Genomic DNA, 19,415 nt, shown 5'->3' with positions numbered 1-19,415 from the left:
ATGGTGGATGCCGCACGAGCGCGCAAGCTCGCCGACCGCATCCAGCAGATCGTCGCCGAGATGCTGGAGCGTCGGATCAAGGATCCGCGTCTGGGCTTCGTGACCGTGACCGACACGCGCGTCACCGCCGACCTGCGCGACGCGACGGTGTTCTACACGGTGTTCGGCTCCGAGGCCGAGCGCGCCGACAGCGCCGCCGCTCTCGAAAGCGCCAAGGGCATCATCCGCTCCGAGGTGGGCCGCCAGACCGGGGTGCGGTTCGCACCGACGCTGACGTTCAAGCACGACCCCCTGCCCGACAGCGCCCGCCACCTCGACGACCTCATCACCGCCGCCCGCGCGCGCGACGCCGAGGTGGCGCGGCAGGCCCGGAACGCCTCCTACGCCGGCGACGCCGACCCCTACCGCAAGCCCGACGACGAGGAGGATCTCGAAGCGGACGCGCAGAGCGTGAGCGGCAGGGACGACCAGGCGTGACGCCCGACGTTCGCGACAGGACCGAGCGCCCGCCTCGCCTCGAGCGGCGTCCGTCCGACGGCTGTCCCATACCCGAGGAGTCGTGGGATCGCGCGCTGCGGCTCATCGGGGAGGCCGACGAGGTCGCGCTGGCCTGCCACGTGACGCCCGACGGCGACGCCCTGGGCTCGATGCTGGCGGTCGCGTTCGTGCTGCGCTCGATGGGCAAGCGGGTGGTGGCCTCGTTCGGCGACCGGCACTTCGCGGTGCCGCGGCTGCTGCGCTTCCTGCCCGGCCAGGAGATGCTGGTCGCGCCGGACGACTACCCCGCCGCGCCCGACCTGATGATCGTCTTCGACTGCTCGACGTTCGAGCGGATCGGGCTGCTCGGCGCCAACGCGGCCTCGGCGCGCGAGGTGATCGTGGTCGATCACCACCCCTCCAACTCCGGGTTCGGCTCGCTCGACCTCATCGACGCCGACGCCGCGGCCACCGCCATGCTCGCCGAGCAGCTCGTCTACCGGCTCGGCGGGCGGCTCGACCGCGACATCGCCACCTGCCTGTACGCCGGCCTCGTCACCGACACCGGATCGTTCCGGTACTCCTCGACCACACCGGCCGTGCACCAGATGGCGGCCAGGCTCGTGGCCACCGGGCTGCGCACCGACGAGATCGCCCGCGAGCTGTGGGACCGCTCCCCGTTCGGCTATCTCAAGGTGCTGGCCAACGCGCTGGAGCGGGTGTCGCTGGAGGGTGACATGGTGTGGACGTACGTGACCCGGGTGGACCGGGCCGCGTACGGGCTGCCGTACTCCGAGCTCGAAGGCATCATCGACGTCGTCCGCCGTACCGACGAGGCACAGGTCGCCGTCGTGCTCAAGGAGGACGACTACGGCGACTGGCAGGTGTCCACCCGGTCGAAGGGCGCCGTGGACGTGGCCGCGGTCTGCGCGGCGCTCGGCGGCGGCGGCCACCACAACGCGGCCGGGTTCACCTCCTATGACACCGTCGAGGAGACCATGACGAAGTTCCGTCGCGAGCTGCGGAAGGTTACCTGAATGGCCGAGAGCGGTCTGATCATCGTCGACAAGCCGGCAGATTGGACCTCCCACGACGTGGTGGCCAAGATGCGGCGCATCGCCGGCACCCGCAGGGTGGGGCACGCGGGCACGCTCGACCCGATGGCGACCGGCGTGCTGGTGCTCGGTGTGGAGAAGGCGACCAGGCTGCTCGGTCACCTCATGCTGACCGAGAAGGAATACCGCGCCACGATCCGGCTCGGCGTGAGCACCAACACCGACGACGCCGAGGGCGAGGTCACCGCCACGGCGTCGGCCGCCGGGGTCGGCGAGGCCGAGATAGGCAAGGGCGTCGAAGCGCTCACCGGCGCCATCATGCAGGTCCCGCCGCAGGTCAGCGCCATCAAGGTGAACGGCCAGCGCGCCTACAAGAAGGCGCGGGCGGGCGAGGAGGTCGAGCTCGCGGCCCGGCCCATCACCGTGAGCTCGTTCGACGTGCTCGACATCCGGCCGGAGGGCGACGTCGTGGACGTCGACGCCGTCGTGGTCTGCTCCAGCGGCACCTACATCCGCTCGCTGGCCCGCGACCTCGGCGCCGCGCTCGGCGTCGGCGGGCACCTCACCGCGCTGCGCCGCACCCGCGTCGGCCCGTACGACCTGTCGATGGCCAAGACCATCGACCGGCTCGCCGAGCACTGCGAGGTCCTGCCCATCGGCGAGGCGGTCGCCGCGGCCTTCCCGCGCCGCGACGTCACAGCCGAGGAGGCGCGCCTGGTCGCCCATGGCGGGCGGCTGCCGGCCGCCGGGCTCGGCGATGGGCCGATCGGCGTGTTCGGGCCGGATGGCGAGCTGCTCGCGCTGGTGGAGGAGAAGGGCGGCGCCGCCAGGCCGCTCGCCGTCTTCGCCGGCTGACCCCCGGCCGAGCGCGCCCGAAACCGGTTGCGCCCGAAGCGGATCGTGCCAGAGCCGACTGTGCCCGAAGCCGGTTGCGCCTGAAGCCGGCGGGATCTCGCCCGAAGCCGGTTGCGCTCGCTCGAAAGGGCGGAGCCCCGCCCCTCCCGAGCAGGTCAGCGGGGCTTGCGGGCGACGATGATGTCGCGGACGATCGCCTGGTCCACCCAGTGCTCGAAGTCGGGGTAGTCCATCACCTCGAGCCCCGCGCCGGTCAGGATGCGGGCGAGCTCGTCGCTCTTGCCGCCGTAGGTGTTCCACGCGATGCCCATCGCGCCGCCCGGCCGCAGCAGCTCGGCCCAGATCGGCACCGCCCGCCCGAGCAGCTCAAGGGGACTGCGGGACAGCCCGCCGCCGCCCTTGCTGCCGTGCTGCACGCCGTACGGGGCGTCGGTCGCCACCACGTCGAACGAGCGCGGCTTGAAGAACTCGCGGCTCTTGAGCGTGTCGGCGTTCACCACGGTCAGGCGCTGCACGTCACCGCGCTTGTACGCCTCCTTCGACAGCCCGAACGCGATGTCGAGCCGCCGCCCGACCAGCGCCCGGTCACGCCGCACCGGCACCACCTCGGCAGTGTGCTTGAGCCGCTTGTTGCGCAGCCACGTCTTGATGAAGCCGGTGTAGGCCTCGAAGTCCTTGCCGTCGACGTCGAGGCCGGCCGCGTCGTAGCCGTACATGAGGGCCTGGTTGAGCGTGGTGCCGCGGCCGCACAGCGGGTCGAACACGGTGAGCCCGTCGCCCAGCCCCTTGTCGCCCGCCAGCGCGGTGACGTTGAGCAGCAGCTTGGTGAAGTGCTCGTTGGTCTTGCCGGCGTACTTCTGGATGGTGAGCAGGTCGCTGCTGAGCCGGTCGCGCGGCCGCACGGTGAGCGGCCTGAGCAGGTCGTCCTCGACGCCGAAGACGGCGTAGACGGAGGAGAGGTTGGACAGCAGCCCGATGTCGTCGTCGGTGAGCGGGCGCGCGGTCTCGAACGTGACGTAGGGGACGCCGCCGATGCGCGTCTCCTCGCTCGCCGTCACCTCGCCTCCGAGGGCGCGCGCGCTGAAGACGGCCAGCTCGTTGCGGGTGAGCCGGATGGAGCTCTCTCCGTAGACCCGGTTGAAAGCAGGCAGGATCAGGAGCGCGTAACGAGGCATGATGCCCGATGATAGCCCCCTCGATTGGAGGGAACGCCGGGGCGCGTGGCACGCTTGTACGGTTGATCCGGGGACGAGCGAATGGGGCCTGGCGTGCAGGGTTCGGAAAGGTCTGTGGTGACCGTCGGCGTGTACGACGGGGTCCACCTCGGGCACCAGAAGGTGGCCGGGCGGGCCGTCGCCATCGCGCGGGAGCGCGGCCTGCGCAGCGTGGTGGTGACGTTCGAGCCGCATCCCGCCGAGGTCGTGCGGCCGGGCACGCATCCACAGCGGCTGACCAGCGCGCGCCGTCGCGCCGAGCTGCTGGCCGGGCTGGGGGCCGACGCGGTCGAGACCGTCGAGTTCACCTACGACCTGTCGCGCTGGACTCCGGCCGAGTTCGCGCAGAAGATCCTGGCGGAGCGGCTGCGGGCCGCGGTCGTGGTGGTGGGGGCCGACTTCCGCTTCGGCCACGGGGCCGCGGGCGACGTGGAGACGCTGCGTACGCTGGGCGACAAATACGACTTCGAGGTGGAGAGCGTGCCCAGGATCGACGACATCTCGTCCACCTCGATCCGCGAGCGGATCGCGGCAGGAGACGTGGCCGGCGCCGCGGCCGGGCTGGGCCGCCCGCACCGGGTGGAAGGCGTGGTCGTACGCGGCTACCAGCGCGGCCGTCAGCTCGGCTTCCCCACGGCCAACGTCGAGACGCCGCCGCACACCGCGATCCCCGCCGACGGCGTCTACGCCGGCTGGCTGCAGTGCGTGCCGGTGAACAACCTGCCCGCGCTCTACGACGGCGAGCGCTGGCCCGCCGCCATCTCGATCGGGACGAATCCGACGTTCGAGGGGGTGCCGCGCACGGTCGAGGCGTACGCTTTGGACCGGGACGATCTGGAGCTGTACGGTGCCCACGTGGCGGTCGAGTTCGCCGACCGGCTGCGCGGCAACACCCGCTTCGACTCGATCGACGCGCTCATCGCGCAGATTCACGCCGATGTGGAGGCCACGCGACGCCTGACGAGCTGACGAGCCGCCCGCGCAGGGCGCATCTCGACTCGGACACGACCGCCTCGTGCACTCGACGCAAGGTGGTAACCTTGCATGTCGGCTCTGTACCGGCGGCGCTGTGCGCTGCCCATGACGGCCTTCACGCGGCGGCTGTAGGCACGCACGGTCGTTCGCGCTTCCCTTTCATTCGCGCGTGCCCGTAGATCCGAAGGAGAGCCGTGTCCCTCGACACCGCTACCAAGAAGAGCATCATCGAAGAGTACGCGACGAGCGAGGGCGACACCGGGTCGCCCGAGGTGCAGATCGCGCTGCTCAGCAAGCGCATCAGCGAGCTCACCGAGCACCTCAAGACGCACAAGCACGACCACCACAGCCGTCGTGGTCTGCTGCTTCTGGTGGGTCGCCGGCGTCGCCTGCTGAAGTACCTGCAGAAGGTCGACATCCAGCGCTACCGTTCGCTCATCGAGCGGCTGGGTCTGCGCCGATAACATGACGAGGGAGCGGCCTGCGCCGCTCCCTTCTCATATGGGGTAGGACCCAAGGAGGGCGCGTGGCGGCGTGAAAACCGCCCCGCGCCTGACGTACAACTGAAGATCAGAGACACACAGCCCCCGCGTCCGCTCAGCACCATGCGACCCGCGACGCCTGCGGGCCGGTCCTCGGTAGTGGCTTCCGGTGAGAACGCACTTATCCGGGCGCTTCGATCGAAGACCGGCGCTGCACCTAACGAGGGTGCCGGTGAGAAGGGCGCGGGTGACCGACCCACAAGGAGGTCCCCCGTGGAGGGTGTCCACACTGCTGAAGCCGTCATAGACAACGGCTCATTCGGCACGCGCACGATCCGGTTCGAGACCGGTCGGCTCGCGCGTCAAGCGGCGGGATCCGCCGTCGCCTATCTCGACAACGAGACCATGGTCCTGTCCGCGACCACCGCGTCCAAGACGCCGAAGGACCAGTTCGACTTCTTCCCGCTGACGGTCGACGTCGAAGAGCGCATGTACGCCGCGGGCCGCATCCCCGGCTCGTTCTTCCGCCGCGAGGGCCGTCCCTCCGAGGACGCGATCCTCACCTGCCGGCTGATCGACCGGCCGCTGCGCCCGTCGTTCGTCAAGGGCCTGCGCAACGAGGTGCAGGTCGTCGCCACCGTCATGGCGCTCAACCCCGACCACCTCTACGACGTGGTCGCCATCAACGCCGCGTCGCTGTCCACGCAGCTCGCCGGCCTGCCCTTCTCCGGCCCGATCGGCGGCGTGCGGGTCGCGCTGATCGACGGCCAGTGGGTGGCGTTCCCGACGCACCACGAGCTGGAGCGCGCCACCTTCGACATGGTCGTGGCGGGCCGGGTGCTCGACGACGGCGATGTGGCCATCATGATGGTCGAGGCCGAGTCCACCAAGGACACGCTCAAGCTCGTCGCCGAGGGCGCCGTCGCCCCGACCGAGGAGACGGTCGCGCAGGGCCTCGAGGCGGCCAAGCCGTTCATCAAGGTGCTGTGCGAGGCGCAGACCCGCATCGCGCAGGTCGCCGGCAAGGAGACCGCCGAATACCCGATCTTCCTCGACTACCAGGACGACGTCTACGCCGCCGTCGAGGCCGCGATCAAGACCGAGCTGGCCGCCGCGCTGACCATCGCCGCCAAGCAGGAGCGGGAGAACGAGCTCGAGCGGGTCAAGGCGCTCGCCGCCGAGAAGCTCCTGCCCGAGTTCGAGGGCCGCGAGAAGGAGATCTCCGCCGCGTTCCGCGCGGTGATGAAGAAGCTGATGCGCGAGCGCGTCATCAAGGAGGGCGTGCGCATCGACGGCCGCGGCACCAAGGACATCCGCGCGCTGTCCGCCGAGGTCCACGTGGTGCCCCGGGTGCACGGCTCGGCGCTGTTCGAGCGCGGCGAGACCCAGATCCTCGGCATCACCACGCTCAACATGCTGCGCATGGAGCAGGTCATCGACACGCTCAACCCCGAGCGGACCAAGCGCTACATGCACAACTACAACTTCCCGCCCTACTCCACCGGTGAGACCGGCCGGGTGGGCTCGCCCAAGCGCCGCGAGATCGGTCACGGCGCGCTGGCCGAGCGGGCGCTGATCCCGGTGCTGCCGTCGCGTGAGGAGTTCCCGTACGCGATCCGCCAGGTGTCGGAGGCGCTCGGCTCCAACGGCTCCACCTCGATGGGCTCGGTCTGCGCCTCGACGATGTCGCTGCTCGACGCCGGCGTGCCGCTCAAGGAGATGGTCGCGGGCATCGCGATGGGCCTGATCGGCGAGGGCGACACCTACGTCACGCTGACCGACATCCTGGGCGCGGAAGACGCCATGGGCGACATGGACTTCAAGGTCGCCGGCACCAAGGACCTCATCACCGCCCTGCAGCTCGACACCAAGCTCGACGGCATCCCGGCCCACGTGCTGGCCGCCGCGCTCAAGCAGGCCAAGGGCGCCCGCCTGGCGATCCTCGACGTGATGCAGGAGGCGATCGACTCCCCGGCGGAGATGAACCCGACCGCGCCGCGCATCATCACCATCAAGGTCCCGGTCGACAAGATCGGCGAGGTCATCGGCCCCAAGGGCAAGATGATCAACCAGATCCAGGACGACACCGGCGCCGAGATCACCATCGAGGACGACGGCACCATCTACATCGGTGCCACCGACGGTCCGTCCGCCGAGGCCGCCCGTTCGGCGATCAACGCCATCGCCAACCCGCACATGCCCGAGGTGGGCGAGCGCTACCTCGGCACGGTCGTCAAGATCGCCGCGTTCGGGGCGTTCATCTCGCTCATGCCGGGCAAGGACGGCCTGCTCCACGTCTCGCAGATCCGCAAGCTGCACGGCGGCAAGCGCATCGAGAACGTCGAGGACGTCATGACGGTCGGCGAGAAGATCCAGGTCGAGATCGCCGAGATCGACGGCCGCGGCAAGCTCTCGCTGGTGCCGGTCGAGGTCATCGAGAAGGAGGCCGCGGAGAGAGAGGCCAAGGCCGCCGAGAGCGCCGCCGAGCCGGACGAGGCGTCCGCCGCCCCGGCCGCCGAGGACAAGCCGGAGCGGCCGCGCCGCACCCGCACCCGCGTGCGCACCCGCAGCAGCTCCTCCTCCGAGGGAGACGACCGGAACTCGTGACCACGACCACGCTGCACCCCGGCAAGGACGGAGCCGGGGTGGTAAGGCGCACCGTCCTCCCGGGTGGGCTGCGTGTGGTGACCGAGACCATGCCGACCGTGCGGAGCGTCGCGGTCGGCATGTGGGTCGGCATCGGCTCGCGTGACGAGGCCCCCGAGCACATGGGGGCCACGCACTTCCTCGAACACCTGCTGTTCAAGGGCACCCCCACGCGCGACGCCATGGAGATCTCCGCCTCCATCGAGGGGATCGGCGGTGAGATCAACGCCTTCACCGCCAAGGAGTACACCTGCTACTACGCGCGGGTCCTCGACGAGGACCTGCCGATCGCGGTCGACGTGCTCGCCGACGTCGTGACCAGCTCGCTGGTGACCGAGGACGACGTCGAGTCCGAGCGTGGCGTGATCCTCGAAGAGATCGCCATGCACGACGACGACCCCTCCGACGTCGTGCACGAGCAGTTCGCCGCCACCCTCTACGGCGACTCGCCGATCGGCCGGCCCATCCTGGGCACGGTCGAGTCCATCAACGCGCTCGGCCGTGAGCGCATCGCCGAGTACTACCACCGCTTCTACCGGCCGCGCCGCACCGTCGTGTCGGTGGCGGGCAACGTCCGGCACGAAGAGGTCGTCGAGCTGGTCGCCAGGGCGTACGAGCGGGCGGGGGCGCTGTCCGGCCCCGCCGAGTTCGAGCCGCCGCGCACCAGCGGTCCCGGCGCCGAGACCCGCTCCGGCATCGCGGTGCTCGACCGGCCCACCGAGCAGGCCAACCTGGTGCTCGGCACCACCGGCCTGTCGCGCACCGACGACCGCAGGTTCGCGCTCGGCGTGCTCAACGCGGCGCTCGGCGGCGGCATGTCGTCGCGGCTCTTCCAGGAGATCAGGGAGAAGCGCGGCCTGGCCTACTCCGCCTACAGCTACACCTCGGCCTACGCCGATACCGGCCAGTTCGGCATCTACGTGGGCTGTCTGCCGTCCAAAATCGACGACGTGCTGAAGATCTGCCGCGACGAGGTCTCCAGAGTGGTGGCCGAGGGGCTCACCGCCGACGAGATCGCCCGCGGCAAGGGACAGATGCGCGGCGGGCTCGTGCTCGGCCTTGAGGACACCGGCTCGCGGATGTCCCGCATCGGCAAGAACGAGCTGGTCTACGACGAGCTGATGTCGGTCGACGAGGTGCTCGCGCGCATCGACGCCGTCACCCCCGACGAGATCGCCGAGATCGCCGCCGACGTGCTCAACCGGCCGCTCACGCTGGCCGTCATCGGCCCGTACGGCGACAAGGACTTCAGCTACGCCATCCGCTGAGCTCCGCTTGGGTTCGGCGGAGCTCTCGGCTCGGGCCGGCTGTGATCCGCTTGGGTTCGGCGGAGCTCCCGGCTCGGGCCGGCTGTGATCCGCTTGAGACGCGCGCCGCCGCGTCCGCCCCGCCTCCGCCCCGCCTGCGACGACGGCGGGGCGGCGGCACGATAGGCTCGCTCTGTGATCAGGGTAGGAGTGCTGGGCGCCCGGGGACGTGTGGGCGTCGAGGTGTGCAAGGCGGTCGAGGCGGCCGGCGACATGGAGCTGGTGGCCGCGCTCGACAAGGACGACTCCATCGAGCAGCTCGCGGGCGCCGAGGTGGTGGTCGACTTCACCCATCCCGACGTGGTGATGGGCAACCTCGAATGGGCCATCGGCCACGGCATCCACCCGGTGGTGGGCACCACCGGCTTCACCGAGGAACGGCTCGAGACCGTACGCGGGTGGCTGGCGGCCAACCCGGGCACCAACTGCCTGATCGCCCCCAACTTCGGCATCGCCGCCGTCCTCATGATGCACTTCGCGCAGCAGGCCGCCCGCTACTTCGAGTCGGCCGAGATCGTCGAGCTGCACCACCCCAACAAGGCCGACGCGCCGTCCGGCACGGCCCGGCGTACCGCCGAGCTGATCTCCGAGGCGCGCGCCAAGGCCGGGCTGGGGGCGATGCCCGACGCGACCACCACCGCGCTCGACGGCTCCCGCGGAGCCGAGGTCGGTGGCGTCCACGTCCACGCGGTGCGCCTGTCGGGGCTGATCGCCCACCAGGAGGTGCTGCTCGGCGGCGACGGCGAAATCCTGACGATCCGCCACGACACGATGAGCAGGGCCGCGTTCACGCCCGGCGTGCTGCTCGGCGTGCGCCGCGTACGCGAGCTGCCCGGCCTCACCGTGGGCCTGGAGCCGCTGCTCGACCTCTAGCGCTCGGTTGCACACGACGTGCCCACGCTCGCACACGCGGACGTGGGCACGTCGTGAGGAGAGGGTCCCGGCTCCGCACAGCCGGGCCTACGATCTTCAACCCTAATATGCGCGGCGAGGTTCGCCCGAAACATGAGAACGTGTCGTCATGGTGCGATGGGCTGAGAAGGACGAGCTGGCAGAACTGGTGCCGATCGAGCTGGCCGCCGACCGGCTGTTCGAGCAGGTCGGCATCGTGTTCCCGCCCGGCACCACCATGATCGAAGAGGTCACCGATCCCGGGTCGGTGCTGGTCGAGGGCACCCCGCCCGCCGGGTTCGCGCTCATCGGCCAGGTCGACGGCAACGTCCATCTCGACCAGCTCGCCGTACGTCCCGAGCGCATGCGGCAGGGCATCGGCGGGCGGCTCGTGGCGGCCGTGCTCGACCACGCGCGCGCCTGCGGAGCGCCCGGCGTGACGCTGACGACGTTCAGGGACGTGCCGTGGAACGCCCTCTGGTACGCCCGCAACGGCTTCTCCGTGCTGCCTGAAGGCGCGTGGGGGCCGGAGATGCGGGAGCTGGTGGCGCATGAGCGGGAGCTCGGGATCGAGGTCGCGCCGCGCGTCGTCATGCACCACGCCACCTGAAGGTGCGGCTTCTTCAGCCCGCTACGCCGTCTAGAGCGTCGCCTCCTCAGCCTGCCATGCCGTTTAGGGCGTCGCTTCCTCAGCGTGCGGTGGCGTCTGGGGCGTCGCTTCCTCAGCCTGCCATGCCGTCTTGGGCATCGCCTCCTCAGCCCGCCGCGTTGTCCGGGGCGTGGCGGGGTTGCCCGGCTAGCCTGGGGCGCGTTGGGGCGGCTCTTCGAAGCGGGAGCGCTTGGGCGGCTCGCCGCTCACCTTCTCCACGATCGAGGCCGCGATCTGGTGCACCTTGACGTTGCGGTCCTGCGAGATCTGCCGGAGCAGTTCGAACGCCTGCCCCGCCGTGCACCGGCGCTGCGCCATGACGATGCCGAGCGCCTGATCGATCACCGCCCGGGTGGTCAGCGCCTCCTTGAGCTGGCCGGCCACCTCGCGCATGCGGGCCACGTCCAGCGCCGCCCGGAACAGCACTCCCACGTGCGCCGCCGTCACGCGCATCGCCACCCACGTCTCGTCGGCGAACCCGCCGGGACGGCGCGAGTAGAGCGTCAGGACGCCGAGCAGCGCCCCCTGCGACTCCAGCGGCTCGCAGTGCACCCCGCGCACCTGCTCGGCCGCCGCCAGGAACCGCGGCCAGCGCGACTCGGCCCGCAGGTCGAGCGACGTCACCGGCCCTCCGCCCTCGATCACGTCGAGCAGCGGGCCCTGCCCCGCCGCGCGCTGCACGCCGTCCAGCAGCTCGGCGAGCCCGTCGGAGCTGGCCACCGTGGACAGCTCGCCGGGGCGGCGCAGCACGATGCTCAGCATGGGGGAGTCGGGCATCGCCCGCCTGGCGATGGCCACGCACTCGGCGAGTGCGCGCTCGAACTCCTCGATGTCGGTGGGCACGCTGGCCCGTTCGGCCATGATCCCTCGCGCTCGTCGGCGTGCTCGTGCCCTAAGGCTAACGGCTCACACGCGCCCCTACGAGAGTCAAACGCCTGACCTCGGCAGTGGCCGCTCGTTGCCCATGGAGCCCGGCTCTTGCGGGCCGGTGCCTGCCCTGCCTCGTCGAGGCCAATCGTCAGGACGCGCGCCGGGCCGCCGTCTTCCGCCGAATGGTCGCTCGCCCGCCGAGGTCAGCGACCGGCGACTTGATGACCGGACGACTTGATACCGGGCGACTTGATGACCGGGCGAGCGCCCGCGGGCCGGTTCGCCGGTCAGAAAACGAGGGCCAGCCCCACCGCGAAGAGCGCGCCGTACGCCATCTGCAGCTTGCCCGTCTGCTGCAGCACCGTGATGAGCGCAGGACCCACGGCCTTCCTCAGCACCGCCTTGATAGGGGCCGCCGCCAGCGGCGCAGCCAGCAGCGCCAGCGCCGCCCACGGCGTGATCGGCACCATCGCCAGCGCCACCACGTACGGGATGACCTGGCAGGCCACGTAGAGCGTACGGGTGCGCTCGGCGCCCAGCCGCACCGCCAGCGTGCGCTTGCCCGACTCGCCGTCGGTGACGACGTCGCGCAGGTTGTTGACCACCAGCATCGAGCACGACAGCAGGCCCACCGGGATCGAGGCGATCAGCGCCGCCCAGCTCAGCTGCTCGGTCTGCACGTACGCGGTGCCCACCACCGGCACGATGCCGAAGAACACGAAGACGGCCAGCTCGCCGAGCCCGCGGTAGCCGTACGGATGCTTGCCGCCGGTGTAGAACCAGGCAGCCGCGATGGCCGCCGCACCCACGAGCAGCACCCACCACGCCTGCGTGACCAGCACCAGCACGAGCCCCAGCACCGCCGCGACCGCGAACGAGCCCAGCGCCGCCGCCAGCACCTGCTTCGGCGGCGCCACCCGCGAGCCGACCAGCCGCATCGGGCCGACCCGCTGGTCGTCGGTGCCGCGGATGCCGTCGCTGTAGTCGTTGGCGTAGTTGACGCCTATCTGCAGCGACAGCGCCACGAACAGCGCCAGGACCGCCCGCCACCACACGAAGCCGCCCTCGCCGATCGCCACGCCGGTGCCCACCATGACGGGCACGATCGCGTTAGGCAGCGTGCGCGGGCGTGCGCCGGCGATCCACTGGCCGGGGGTTGCCATGTTCGTTCCTCAACCTCTAGCTGATGTCGGTGGCGAGCCGGATCATCCTGATCGGGCGGCCCATGTCGAGCACGCGCTCGGCCATGTCCTCGCCCCAACCGGCCGACTCCAGGAAACCGAGCACAGCGTAATTATCGGCGAACACCCACGTGACGATCTGCCGGAAGCCGTCCTCCCTGAGGTAGTCGACGGTCGCGTTGAGCAGGCGGCTGCCATGACCCCGGCGTACGAAGTCGGGATCGACCAGCAGCGTCAGCATCTCGGCCGTCACGCTGGGGTCGAGGTCGGGGTCCTCGGCCGGCGCATGAGAGGCCAGCCCCACCACACGTTCACCACCACGAGGAGTGACCAGCGCGGCGCTGCCACCCGCGCCGAGGGCGGGGAAGCCCTCGGTGTCGAGGATGGTCTCCACCGCCACCAGCACCCGATGCATGGGGCTGGGCGGGGCGGCGATCGCCTCGTCCCACTGGCGCAGCCACATCTTCTCGGCCGCCGCGCCGGTCATCTGCTCGAGTGGACCTTCCGGGAGGAAATCCCGATAGCCATAGCGCCAGGCGCGGATCTGAGTGTTCGCAACCTGGAGCACATCCTCGCGCCGGGCCGCCCGGACGCCTACGTCTGCCATCTCGGCCCGCTCCTTCGCCTGCCGTTCATGCCACAAGGCACGAGTTACACCGTATCGGTGTTTGACCCTTGAGGACGACGCGAACCCCGCTTCCTCGCCCGGTAAGCGCGTGTCTTGGTCCGGTTGCCGCAAACCCTCATGGAACACCACGAGCGGGAACGGTTCTTCGACGAGTCGATGAACGCCCACTGGCACGTTCCCTCCGCGCACACCTTCAGCCGGTCCCACGACGCCGTCATGACCGCCGCGGCGATACGCGCCAGCCCGCCCCGCACGCCGTCCGCCACCGGAACCAGACCCGGACCCTCCTCCGGAGTCACCAGCACCCGCAGAGGGAGCTGCGGCAGGTCGGCCGCCTCGCGCCTGAGCGCCGCCCGCAGGCCCTCACGCAGCTCGTGAGCGATCCGCAGGTCGTCGTCGGTCGCGCGGTCGTGGGCGCCGGCCAGGCCGCGCTCGCGCAGCCACAGGGCCAGCTCCGAGGGGGAGGACAGCTCGTCCGCCTGGGTTTCGACGTCGAAGGTGTTCACGAAGTCGCGCACGAGCTCCGTGGAGAACGGCATGTCAGTCACTCTACTGCGCGTAGCGGGCATCATGATCAGCAGGTGGGCCGGCGTCGTGAACGTGGCGTCTTTTCGATGACCGTGGGGTGCCGCACACGTTCTCGGTGTGATCGTGAGGCCGGGCCGCGAGACCGCCCGCGATGGTCGTGGCGAAGCGACGCCGACGTGCGGCGCGGCGTCCTATGCCCGCGACGACTACCTGCGATGACATGCGTGCGATGACTGCCTGCGTCGGCTGTGTGCGATGCCTGCGTGAGATGCCTGCGTGAGATGCCTGCCTGCGATAACGCCGCTCAGGATGGGAAAGGCAGGAGGGGAGAGAAGGTGTCACCATGGCGGACCTCACGATCCCGGACGGCGGCTTCTGGCCGGCGCCGGACATCCCACAGCCCAACATCTACCCGATGGAATGGCGAGTCGAGACCGAGAAGCTCGCCGCCATCTACGAGAAGTCGAAGCGCGTCGTCTGGAACCCCGCCGACCTGCCCTGGGACGCCCTGGACCCCGGCGAGTTCACCCGCGAGCAGCGGCTCGGCATCATGTACTGGTTCTCCGTGCTCGCCAACTTCGACGCCTCCGGCCCCGCCGTCTTCGCCCGCGCCACCATCCAGGCGTTCGAGCGACACGAAGAGGACCCGGTCAGGAAGTGCTTCTTCTCGATCACCCGCGACGAGATGAACCACGAGGAGTGCTGCCAGCGCACCATCGCCCGCCTGTGGCCCGGCGGCCCCCTCGACTGGACCCCGTCCGACGACCTCGAAGCCGCCGCCCACAACAACATCGGCTGGCTCTATCACAACGGCGGCCGCTACTGGAACGGCTACAGCGCCGCCGTCGGCCGGTACTCCCTGCCGGTCCTGTTCACCAGCTTCATGATGGGCGAGATGGCCGCCTCCACGCTCTTCCGCGGCATGGCCTCGGGCACCCGCCATCCTGTCTTCAGCGAAATGTTCCAGCGCATCGGCCGCGACGAGTCCCGCCACCTCCAGATCTGCATGACCATCCTGGAGAACGAGTGGCCCGGCCTCACCGATGACACCCGCGTCCTCATCACCCGTCAGCTCAGAGCCGGGTTCGTCTTCCTCAGCATGATCCTCTGGGAGCCCCCTGAGGGCTTCTGGGAGCTCCCGCCGTACTTCCTGCCCAACCACCGCGTCCTCATGGGCCACGCCCGGCAGGCCGGGCTAGGGGTGCTGTCGTACGAGGAGCAGGCCGAGAACTGGCGGATCGCCATGGCCCACGTACGCGCCATCGTCGAGCGCTGGGGGATCGACTTCCCCGCCATCCCGGAGCTCGACCTAGAAGGCGTGCAGGTGGACGTCGTCGACCCGGAGGACATCATCCCGGTCTTCTAGCGCCTCATAGCATGGCCGCGTATGGCTCGTAGCATGGCCGCGTATGGACCAGACCTGCGATCGTGCGGACTCTCGACGCGCCGGGTGAGCCGCGTACCTCCCGCTGACTGATCGGGCGCTCATCGACCTGAAGCCGACCGCCCTGAGCGCTGTCTGGACTGGCTGCCGTCTGGGCGGGGCTGTCCAGCCCGGATACTGCCCGGCCTGGATGCTGTCCGACCACGAGCCCGCGACAGCCGGGCGGCACCGGCTCGGCACCAGACTGCTGTGCGACGTCTCGCCGTACCAGGCGTCCCGGCACCGGCTATCACGACGGACACCACATCACCACACCATCGTGACCAGGGACATCACCGCCGCTGCGGACCCAGCAACCGTGCGGCCAGCCACCCGACAAGCCCTCTTCTCGGTCCTGCTGCCGTGCGCCGCCTACCCACCATCGCGAGCCGTGTCCGTCTCGGGTGATCAAGGGCTCACGAGTCCGTCCTTCCTCGCCGTCTAGGGCGGCCGCCCACCTCCGAGCGGACGCCTGATGGCAGTGTTGGTGCGCCGGTCGCCTCGGAGTGGACGCCTGATGGCAGTGTTGGTGCGCCGGTCGCCTCGGAGCGGACGCTTGATCGCGGCGCTCGTGCGCCGGTCACCTCGGAGTGGACGCCTGATCGCGACGCTCGTGCGCCGACCACCAGCGAACCGCGTCTTCGGCCTCGTCACCGTAGTCGCCGAACCGCCTGTGAGCCGGATTCCTCAACGTCGCCCGTCGTGGGCGCGCAGCGCCGTGCCCTGCGTGCACCCGCGCGTGCCCTGCGTGCACCCGCGCGTGCCCTGCGTGCACCCCCGCGCGCCCGCGCGCGCCCTGCGTGCCCCACCGCGCCCGCCGCGCGCGTCACCCGGTCGGCCACCCGCAAACCGCGCCTTCGCCCTCGTCGCCCTGGGCACCGCAGCGTCCGCGAGTCGTGCCCCTTGGCGTAGCTGCGGGCGGAGTGAGCGGTTGTCTACCAGCGGCAGGCGCAGGAGCAGTACACGGGTGACAGGCCACACGCGGCCACAGGAACGGCGAGCGGAGGGAGGCCACGCTGACAGTGCAGCGCTTTGCCCGGCCGCGCCTTGCGTGGCCTTAGCCCAAGTCAACCCAAGTCGCCCTGTCGCGTCCGGCACCGCATCAGTACGGGGTGCCGGCCCTGCCCTGTGCCGCGTTAGCTCGGCTTGCCCCGCCGCGCCTTGCCGCGGTGTTTGCCGGATGGCTGCGATGCCGCCTTGTTCGCAGCCTTAACCGGCCCTCGGAGGTCGGGTGTCGTCGGCCACCGTTCCTCTTGGCAGACGAAGCTGCCGCGATACGGAACGCTGTACACCCACCCTTCGTCGCGCAGCAGCGAAATGGCCCGCCGTACGGTCTCGCGCGCGGCCCCATACGTTCGCACCAACGCGATCTCGCTAGGAATCTGTTGCCCGGCGACCAGTTCACCGCCCTTTATCCGCTCCCGGATTTCTCCGGCGATATACCGATAAAGCGGTATACTCCGGCTTACCGGTCGTATTTCTCCCGGTGTACTGACGAATGTGCCCTGCCCTTGCCGGGTGTGGACCAGCCCTTGATTGCGTAGCACGCGAATCGCCTTGCGTGCCGTCGTACGCGCGACGTTGAATTCCCGCTGGATTCCCGCCTCGCTGATAATCACGTCTCCAGGCGAGTGTTCGGCGATGATGCGCGACCGGATGACCTCGCTGATCTGGAGATAGAGATATCTGTCGCCCTCGCGATTCAGCACGCCCCAAGAGTATCCAACGGAACGGCAGCAGGAAGGCCAATTAGGAACCGGGGCTTATGCGTCATTTCCCCGGTGGGGTCAGCTTTGTTCCCGAGACAAGGCATGGTAGACGTGATGGTGAGGTCACCTTTGTTTCGAGCCCAAGGCCCTGGTGGACGTGACGGTGGGCTCACCGTCGTTCCTAGGCGAAGCCTGATGGACGCCGCGATGCGGAGCGGAAAAAATCCTAGCCCCGCGCCTGAAGATGCTCTGCAACCTGGCGTGGAGTCACCCTAGCCGCGCCATTTCGCGTCTTTAGCGCTGTTCTCCGCCGCGGACCGCACAGCGGTCCGAATGGGGCGCTCTGTGTGGTGCACGGCGGTTCCGGAGTCCTTCAGTGCCCGATGGCCGGGAAGGTCGGCAGTACGCCCGCAGCAAGGGACCTCGCAGTGCATCGTCGCCCGGAACTGTAGCGGCGCAGCCATGCCGCCCACTGAAGAGTGGACGCAGACAAGCCGCCCGCTGAAGAGTGGGTGCAGCCATGCCGTCCGCTACAGAGTCACGACCCGTCGGTATGGTCGGCTGGCTTCGTAATTGTCCGTTTGGCCTGTAGATGTGCGGCGAGGCAAAGCGTCGGTTAGTGTGCGGCAATTCGCAACCCATGAGTCCAACCTGCTATGCAGGGCCGCTCGCGTTCTGTCACTTCGCGAGGAGGTAGGCGCACACCGGCATGCCAGATATTCACCCGCAGATCGCGATAAAGCGCCGGTGCAAAGAAGCCGACACAGGAAGAAGCCGGTACGGAAGAAGCCCGGTACAGAAGAAGCCCGGATCCGAAAAAATGGTGACGGCCATCGCGGTCCCCCGAAGACGCAGTTCGAAGGACTACAAGCGCGATGGCCGCAACAACAGTCTGCCGTGTGAACAGCCTCCGGTGAAGTCTTTCCCCGACCGGTGACTCCGACTTTCCGTTGCGGCCCCTGTGAAGGGAGGACGATGAACGCAGTGTCACCGGACGGGGTCGCCACCCGCCCGGTGACAAGGGTGCGATGGGTGCCTGGTACGCGCCTTCGTCCAGTACTAGCGCACCGGAGACCGCTGACTATGGCACGCCCACGGCAGCCGTCGCCCACGCACCCTGCGTCGTCCCCGCATGATCCCGGGCGACGCGCCTGCCCGAACCCCACTGACGAGGCGCGGGCTTCACCCGGAATCATGCGTAGGACCATGGACATGGCCCCGTGCGACTTCAAGGGGGCAAGGAGCCACGTCCAAGGCGAGTAATGGCCGGCTGACGTCCATAACGGCCTACCCGCGGGATTAGGTTCTCATGGTCATCCCTTGGAAAACTGGCGTTCGACGCTATACGCGGGATCATGCCGTTTGCGGAATCCCGCCTCCCTCGTCCGGTGGAAAATGGCTTTATAGCGGAATGCGTCTCCAGGCCCCATCCGAGATGATCACGTGATCCAGAAGCCGCAGCCCGACCGTCTCCGCCGCCTCCAGCAGCCGAGCCGTGGCCTCCAGATCCTCGGGACTCGGGTCGAGCGACCCGCCCGGATGGTTGTGGGCGAGCCCGAACGCCGCGCCGCCCGCCGTCAGCACCTCCCTGATCACCTCGCGTATGGGCAGCACCGTGTGATCGCTCGCGCCCTCGGTCAGCACGGCACGCTTCAGCACCCGTCCACCGGTGTCGCACGCCACCATGACCAGCCGCTCCCGGGTACGGCCGTGGAGCAGCGGGGCACAGGCGTGGGCGAGGTCGGACGTGCTGGTGATGCGTTCGCGCTCAGGCCAGGCCTCCGCTCGGCGTACGAGATGGAAGGCCGCCGTCACCCGTGCCGCCTTGGCCGGCCCGATCCCAGGCAGCGCGAGTAACCGGTGCGGGTCCGAACGGCCCAGGCCATCGAGATCTCCACAATGCGCGATCACCTGGCTGGCCAGGTCGAGCGCGCTTGCTCCCCGGAACCCGGAACCGAGCAGCACGGCCAGCAGCTCACGGTCGGCCAGCGCAGCGGCACCGCTGGCCATGAGCCGCTCGCGCGGCCGATCACCTTTGGACAGGTCTTTGACTCGCATCGGCAACCTCCGCCCCCGTTTGTATCAACGGCCACCGACAATCTCTGACCTGCGCATTCGCCTGCAGCTTTCGCTCCGAGCGATCGGCTCCCGCATCCCGAACTTTCCGTCTTCCACGGCCTCGCGTGGGCGTATGCCGCTGGTGCCGCGGCGCTTCTGCCCCGCTCACCCACCTGTTTGACCGCCGCACGCCTCGCTCCACCGACGAGCGCTCAGGGGTGCAACGGCAAGCCGAATCCTGGGCTTGATCCGGTTTGGCGGACATCCGAGATCAGGGGTTCGTCCCCGAAGGGATGTCCATGATGGAGAGCATGGGGAAGAAGAAGCCGCGTCCTCGCCGCTCGTTCACACCGGAGTTCAAGGCCGAGATCTTCGAGTTGTGTCAGCGGGGTGACCGCTCGATCCGCGCGGTGGCCCAGGACTTCGACCTGAGCGAGACGGCGGTGCGCCAGTGGGTGCACCAAGCC

At 69.6% G+C, this 19,415-nt stretch carries 18 protein-coding genes; 11 read left to right on the top strand and 7 right to left on the bottom strand.

Going from position 1 to position 19,415, the window contains the following annotated elements:
* From rbfA to truB, 3 genes are read left to right on the top strand one after another with little or no spacing between them, the layout of a single operon-like run.
* Positions 1–477: a 30S ribosome-binding factor RbfA gene (gene rbfA, locus AB0K67_RS37770; protein WP_364069755.1), complete on the top strand. Its 477-nt coding sequence runs from the start codon at positions 1–3 to the stop codon at positions 475–477.
* Complete coding sequence (locus AB0K67_RS37765; RefSeq protein ID WP_364069753.1) at positions 474–1,514, top strand: DHH family phosphoesterase; 1,041 nt, start codon at positions 474–476, stop codon at positions 1,512–1,514. Before rbfA ends, AB0K67_RS37765 begins: the two co-directional genes overlap by 4 nt.
* Entirely contained in the window at positions 1,515–2,387 is an 873-nt protein-coding gene (gene truB, locus AB0K67_RS37760; protein ID WP_364069751.1) for a tRNA pseudouridine(55) synthase TruB, read from the top strand.
* A gap of 155 nt (positions 2,388–2,542) precedes the next feature.
* On the opposite strand, the gene AB0K67_RS37755 is transcribed toward truB, so the two are convergent.
* Positions 2,543–3,562 carry an SAM-dependent methyltransferase gene (locus AB0K67_RS37755; protein ID WP_364069749.1) on the bottom strand — a complete coding sequence of 340 codons (1,020 nt, stop codon included), beginning with the start codon at positions 3,560–3,562 and terminating at the stop codon, positions 2,543–2,545.
* A gap of 81 nt (positions 3,563–3,643) precedes the next feature.
* Between AB0K67_RS37755 and AB0K67_RS37750 the strand changes: the two genes are divergently transcribed.
* The 6 genes from AB0K67_RS37750 (at position 3,644) to AB0K67_RS37725 (ending at position 10,512) form a co-directional block, all read left to right on the top strand.
* Positions 3,644–4,570, top strand: a complete 927-nt coding sequence (locus tag AB0K67_RS37750; RefSeq protein ID WP_364069747.1) for a bifunctional riboflavin kinase/FAD synthetase — start codon at positions 3,644–3,646, stop codon at positions 4,568–4,570.
* 200 nt (positions 4,571–4,770) lie between these two features.
* On the top strand, positions 4,771–5,040 hold the full coding sequence (gene rpsO, locus AB0K67_RS37745) for a 30S ribosomal protein S15 (RefSeq protein WP_364069745.1): 270 nt from the start codon (positions 4,771–4,773) through the stop codon (positions 5,038–5,040).
* A 291-nt stretch (positions 5,041–5,331) separates the two neighbouring features.
* Positions 5,332–7,665: a polyribonucleotide nucleotidyltransferase gene (locus AB0K67_RS37740; protein WP_364069743.1), complete on the top strand. Its 2,334-nt coding sequence runs from the start codon at positions 5,332–5,334 to the stop codon at positions 7,663–7,665.
* A complete protein-coding gene (locus AB0K67_RS37735) occupies positions 7,662–8,972 on the top strand; it encodes a pitrilysin family protein (RefSeq protein ID WP_364069741.1) in 1,311 nt (436 codons plus the stop codon). Before AB0K67_RS37740 ends, AB0K67_RS37735 begins: the two co-directional genes overlap by 4 nt.
* Positions 8,973–9,146: 174 nt before the next feature.
* Positions 9,147–9,884 (top strand): 4-hydroxy-tetrahydrodipicolinate reductase, encoded by a 738-nt coding sequence (dapB, locus tag AB0K67_RS37730; RefSeq protein ID WP_364069739.1) that lies wholly within the window; start codon positions 9,147–9,149, stop codon positions 9,882–9,884.
* 148 nt (positions 9,885–10,032) lie between these two features.
* Positions 10,033–10,512 (top strand): GNAT family N-acetyltransferase, encoded by a 480-nt coding sequence (locus tag AB0K67_RS37725; protein ID WP_364069737.1) that lies wholly within the window; start codon positions 10,033–10,035, stop codon positions 10,510–10,512.
* A 186-nt stretch (positions 10,513–10,698) separates the two neighbouring features.
* On the opposite strand, the gene AB0K67_RS37720 is transcribed toward AB0K67_RS37725, so the two are convergent.
* The 4 genes from AB0K67_RS37720 to AB0K67_RS37705 form a co-directional block, all read right to left on the bottom strand.
* Positions 10,699–11,412, bottom strand: a complete 714-nt coding sequence (locus AB0K67_RS37720) for a GAF and ANTAR domain-containing protein (RefSeq protein WP_364069735.1) — start codon at positions 11,410–11,412, stop codon at positions 10,699–10,701.
* Between the two features lie 296 nt (positions 11,413–11,708).
* The gene (locus AB0K67_RS37715) at positions 11,709–12,584 is read right to left on the bottom strand and encodes a 1,4-dihydroxy-2-naphthoate polyprenyltransferase (RefSeq protein ID WP_364069733.1); all 876 of its coding nucleotides are present in this window, start codon (positions 12,582–12,584) and stop codon (positions 11,709–11,711) included.
* 16 nt (positions 12,585–12,600) lie between these two features.
* Positions 12,601–13,089: a GNAT family N-acetyltransferase gene (locus tag AB0K67_RS37710; protein ID WP_364069731.1), complete on the bottom strand. Its 489-nt coding sequence runs from the start codon at positions 13,087–13,089 to the stop codon at positions 12,601–12,603.
* 164 nt (positions 13,090–13,253) lie between these two features.
* Positions 13,254–13,748, bottom strand: a complete 495-nt coding sequence (locus AB0K67_RS37705) for a CGNR zinc finger domain-containing protein (protein ID WP_364069729.1) — start codon at positions 13,746–13,748, stop codon at positions 13,254–13,256.
* Positions 13,749–14,101: 353 nt separating this feature from the next.
* Between AB0K67_RS37705 and AB0K67_RS37700 the strand changes: the two genes are divergently transcribed.
* Positions 14,102–15,124: a hypothetical protein gene (locus AB0K67_RS37700; RefSeq protein WP_364069727.1), complete on the top strand. Its 1,023-nt coding sequence runs from the start codon at positions 14,102–14,104 to the stop codon at positions 15,122–15,124.
* Between the two features lie 1,193 nt (positions 15,125–16,317).
* On the opposite strand, the gene AB0K67_RS37695 is transcribed toward AB0K67_RS37700, so the two are convergent.
* Positions 16,318–16,890 (bottom strand): GntR family transcriptional regulator, encoded by a 573-nt coding sequence (locus AB0K67_RS37695; protein WP_364069725.1) that lies wholly within the window; start codon positions 16,888–16,890, stop codon positions 16,318–16,320.
* A 1,401-nt stretch (positions 16,891–18,291) separates the two neighbouring features.
* Entirely contained in the window at positions 18,292–18,948 is a 657-nt protein-coding gene (radC, locus tag AB0K67_RS37690) for a DNA repair protein RadC (protein ID WP_364069723.1), read from the bottom strand.
* Positions 18,949–19,241: 293 nt separating this feature from the next.
* Between radC and AB0K67_RS37685 the strand changes: the two genes are divergently transcribed.
* On the top strand, positions 19,242–19,415 hold a 174-nt coding region (locus AB0K67_RS37685), incomplete at its 3' end, for a transposase (protein WP_364069926.1).

This window comes from Nonomuraea sp. NPDC052634 (genome assembly GCF_040678535.1).
Taxonomy (GTDB): Bacteria; Actinomycetota; Actinomycetes; order Streptosporangiales; family Streptosporangiaceae; genus Nonomuraea; species Nonomuraea fastidiosa.
Note: the sequence above shows the minus strand (reverse complement) of the source record. Positions and strands in the feature narration are given on the sequence as shown.

Excerpts from the sequence above, each read along its gene's own strand:
- AB0K67_RS37750 (WP_364069747.1), top strand. The coding sequence starts at position 3,644 with ATGGGGCCTGGCGTGCAGGGTTCGGAAAGGTCTGTGGTGACCGTCGGC.
- AB0K67_RS37725 (WP_364069737.1), top strand. The coding sequence starts at position 10,033 with ATGGTGCGATGGGCTGAGAAGGACGAGCTGGCAGAACTGGTGCCGATC.
- truB (WP_364069751.1), top strand. The coding sequence starts at position 1,515 with ATGGCCGAGAGCGGTCTGATCATCGTCGACAAGCCGGCAGATTGGACC.
- radC (WP_364069723.1), bottom strand. The coding sequence starts at position 18,948 with ATGCGAGTCAAAGACCTGTCCAAAGGTGATCGGCCGCGCGAGCGGCTC.
- AB0K67_RS37755 (WP_364069749.1), bottom strand. The coding sequence starts at position 3,562 with ATGCCTCGTTACGCGCTCCTGATCCTGCCTGCTTTCAACCGGGTCTAC.
- AB0K67_RS37710 (WP_364069731.1), bottom strand. The coding sequence starts at position 13,089 with ATGACCGGCGCGGCGGCCGAGAAGATGTGGCTGCGCCAGTGGGACGAG.
- AB0K67_RS37700 (WP_364069727.1), top strand. The coding sequence starts at position 14,102 with ATGGCGGACCTCACGATCCCGGACGGCGGCTTCTGGCCGGCGCCGGAC.
- AB0K67_RS37715 (WP_364069733.1), bottom strand. The coding sequence starts at position 12,584 with ATGGCAACCCCCGGCCAGTGGATCGCCGGCGCACGCCCGCGCACGCTG.
- rbfA (WP_364069755.1), top strand. The coding sequence starts at position 1 with ATGGTGGATGCCGCACGAGCGCGCAAGCTCGCCGACCGCATCCAGCAG.
- AB0K67_RS37720 (WP_364069735.1), bottom strand. The coding sequence starts at position 11,412 with ATGGCCGAACGGGCCAGCGTGCCCACCGACATCGAGGAGTTCGAGCGC.